Origin of the sequence: Pseudomonas sp. NPDC086278, from assembly GCF_050280905.1 — a bacterium.
Lineage (GTDB): Bacteria > Pseudomonadota > Gammaproteobacteria > Pseudomonadales > Pseudomonadaceae > Aquipseudomonas.
In genome coordinates, this window is record NZ_JBNNWE010000190.1 from 1 (window position 1) to 3,329 (window position 3,329).

The 3,329-nt window shown below is 58.4% G+C and carries 2 protein-coding genes and 2 pseudogenes; 2 read left to right on the forward strand and 2 right to left on the reverse strand.

Annotation, left to right across the window (positions count from 1 at the left end):
- Nucleotides 1-135: 135 nt before the first annotated feature.
- Entirely contained in the window at nucleotides 136-774 is a 639-nt protein-coding gene (locus ACQKP4_RS28705; RefSeq protein ID WP_427637403.1) for a TetR/AcrR family transcriptional regulator, read from the reverse strand.
- Nucleotides 775-989: 215 nt separating this feature from the next.
- The gene (locus ACQKP4_RS28710; protein WP_090178366.1) at nucleotides 990-2,366 is read right to left on the reverse strand and encodes a glutamine synthetase family protein; all 1,377 of its coding nucleotides are present in this window, start codon (nucleotides 2,364-2,366) and stop codon (nucleotides 990-992) included.
- 278 nt (nucleotides 2,367-2,644) lie between these two features.
- On the opposite strand from ACQKP4_RS28710, the pseudogene ACQKP4_RS28715 reads away from it, so the two are divergent.
- Both ACQKP4_RS28715 and ACQKP4_RS28720 read left to right on the forward strand, forming a co-directional pair.
- A pseudogene (locus tag ACQKP4_RS28715) lies at nucleotides 2,645-2,923 on the forward strand (gamma-glutamyl-gamma-aminobutyrate hydrolase family protein); the annotation flags it as partial.
- 122 nt (nucleotides 2,924-3,045) lie between these two features.
- A pseudogene (locus tag ACQKP4_RS28720) lies at nucleotides 3,046-3,329 on the forward strand (hypothetical protein); the annotation flags it as partial.

Consider the following 3,329-nt stretch of genomic DNA (forward strand, 5'->3'; position numbering starts at 1 on the left):
CTTTTCCTAAAAATCAGCCATCGCCCTGCGATCGGCGTAAGCCCTGCGGTCAAGCCTGGCGCTCCCACATTGGAATGCATTTCAAATGTGGGAGCGGGCTTGCTCGCGAAGAGGCCACTGAAGCCGCTGGAAAACTCAGGCTGAAAGGTTGCGCCTGGGCAGATACGGCGGCAGATAGAGCCCCAGATACGCATCAAATACCCGCATCCCTTCCTCAGCCATCCGCGACGTGATCTGCCCATGCAGCTGCACCGAGCGCGCATACACCCGATCGCCCAACTCCATGGCCAAGGCAAACACATCGACATCCGTCGGCAGCCTCGGCAGTTCGAAATGATGATCGAACAGCTTGTGCATCAGGTCGCCGAGTTCGATGTCGTGCTGGCGGTCCGCCTGGGTGACTTCGGTCAGGCCGTGCTGGGCGAGGATCAACTGGCGAGCCGCGGCGTCTTCGTCATAGATATCGAGCATTCGTTGCTCGACCAGCCGTGACAGGTCGCGCCAGCCGTTCAATGCGCCGTGGTCGATAGGCGCTTGCAGGCAGGCGCGAAACGCGGCGTGGACATCGGCGGTCAACGCTTCGAGCAGGGCCGGGACGCTGGCGAAGAAGTGGTAGACGGAGGACGGCGGGATCTGCGCACGCTCGGCGACGCTGTAGATCGACAGGCTGGCCACGCCCTCGGCGGCCAGCAGCGTACGGGCGGCATCGAGTATCGAATCGATCCGGGCCTGGCTGCGGGCGCGGGGTTTGCGTGGGGTGGCGAGTCGGGTCATCGAGGTCTCCTGCGGGGGCAGCGGGCATTGTACGAGCCGGCATCTGAGTTGTCTGCCAGGACGCCTTCGCGAGCAAACCCGCTGCCACATTTGAAATGCATTCCAATGTGGGAGCGGGTTTGCTCGCGAAGCAGACGCCTCGCTCTTACAGAAAAACAGCCATAAAAAACGCCGCAGGCTTTATCAGCCAACGGCGTTCTTTTTACTGCAACCGCTTACACGGTATGCAGGTACCAGTTGTACTCAAGGTCGGAGATGGAGTGTTCAAACTCTTCCAGCTCACTTTCCTTGCAGGCGACGAAGATATCGATGTATTTCGGATCGATGTACTTGGCCATGACCTCGCTGTCGTCCAGCTCGCGCAATGCATCGCGCAGGTTGTTCGGCAGGCTTTGCTCGTTCTGCTCGTAGGAGTTGCCTTCTACGGGGGCGCCCGGCTCGATCTTGTTAGTCAGGCCGTGATGCACGCCCGCCAGAACCGACGCCATCAGCAGGTACGGGTTGGCATCGGCACCGGCAACGCGGTGTTCGATACGCACGGCATCGGCGGCACCGGTCGGGACGCGAATCGCCACGGTACGGTTGTCCAGGCCCCAGCACGGCGAGTTCGGCACGTAGAACTGAGCGCCGAAACGGCGGTAGGAGTTAACGTTCGGGCACAGGAAAGCCATCTGCGCCGGTAGGGTCTCGAGCACACCGCCGATCGCGTGACGCAGTGCGGCGTTCTGCTCGGGATCCTCACTGGCAAAAATATTCTTGCCATCTTTATCAAGAATCGAGATGTGCACGTGCAGACCATTACCCGCCTGGCCTGGGTAAGGCTTGGCCATGAACGTGGTGTCCATCTCATGGTCGTAGGCGATGTTTTTGATCAAGCGCTTGAGCAGGACCGCGTAATCGCAAGCCTTGATCGGGTCGGCCACGTGGTGCAGGTTCACTTCAAACTGCGCCGGGGCACTTTCCTTGACGATGGCGTCGGCCGGGATGCCTTGCTCTTTCGCACCTTCCAGAATGTCTTGGAGGCAGTCGACGTATTCGTCGAGGTCGTCGATCAGGTAGACCTGTGTCGAGTGCGGGCGCTTGCCGGACACCGGCGAGCGTGGCGGTTGCGGACGACCGTTCACGTTCTCCTGGTCGATCAGGTAGAACTCCAGTTCGAACGCGGCGCAGATGGTCAGGCCCATTTCGTCGAACTTGCGCACGACATTGGCCAGCACTTCTCGCGGGTCGGCAAAGAACGGCTGGCCTTCCAGTTCGTGCATGGTCATCAACAGTTGCGCGGTAGGGCGCTTCTGCCAAGGCTCATTGCACAGGGTGTCAGGGATTGGATAGCAGATTCGGTCAGCATCGCCGATGTCTAGACCCAGGCCGGTGCTTTCCACCGTCGAGCCATTGATATCCAGAGCAAATAGAGAGGCCGGCAGGTTGATGCCTTTCTCGTAAACCTTGTGGAGGCTGGTGCGTTCGATGCGCTTGCCGCGCACCACACCATTCATATCCGCAATCAGAAGGTCAACGTACAGAACCTCAGGATGTTCCTTAAGGAACGCGTTCGCTTCGTTAAGCTGAACGGCACGCGGGGGTACCGACATGATGCAACACCTTTGTTGTTAAAAATATCAATCATTGATCTCTTCGGGTTTCAGTCAACCCGAACGGCATGCCGAAGTCAAGCGAGGCCTTTTTTGCCCTAAAAAAGCGCTCATAGGGCATTTTTGAGGCACTTTGGGGCATTTTTATGCCCTCGAACGCTTTGCCGACTGCGGGCTTGAGCGGGCCGTGTTGTATTTTTTACGGGGGTGTTGTGTAAAAAAATGAACAAGGCTAAGCTCGATTCAAACCCATAACAGCAATAATACCGGGGTGCTTCATGTCTCGCCTGCCGTTAATCGGCGTCACCATCTGCTCCACGCAGATCGGTCTGCATGCTTATCACATCAGTGGCGACACTTTCGTCCGCGCCGTGGCCCCAGCGGCTTCGGGCCTGCCGGCAATATTTGCGTCCCCGACGAAAGCAGTGCGTGCGTCCGATATTCTGGACGGTCGAGGCGACACCCCCATTACGGTTACTTCATTCAATATAGAACCGATTCACAATAGCGGCCCGGCGATCACGCAGGGCACCGCTCGTGATTCTGCACGCCCGGCGTTTGCCGTGCGCTGCGGAAAAAACACGATAGCCTGTCGTAGACACACATTTCAACGCGACGCCGATGCGTCAAACATTGCCTGACTTGCACGAGTCAGGAAACTCAAAGCCTAGAGGCATTTATGAGTAACAACCTCGACCAGCTCACCGATTGGTTGAAAGACCACAAGATCACAGAAGTCGAATGCATGATCGCCGACTTGACCGGGATCACCCGGGGCAAGATTTCGCCGACCAACAAGTTCATCGCTGAAAAAGGCATGCGCCTGCCCGAGAGCGTTCTGTTGCAGACCGTGACCGGCGACTATGTCGAAGACGACACGGCCGCCGCCTCAGCGTCAGCGACGAAGGCGCGCGGCTGCTGCCGATGGTCAAGGCGCTGTTGCAGCAGGAAGCCGATATCGAG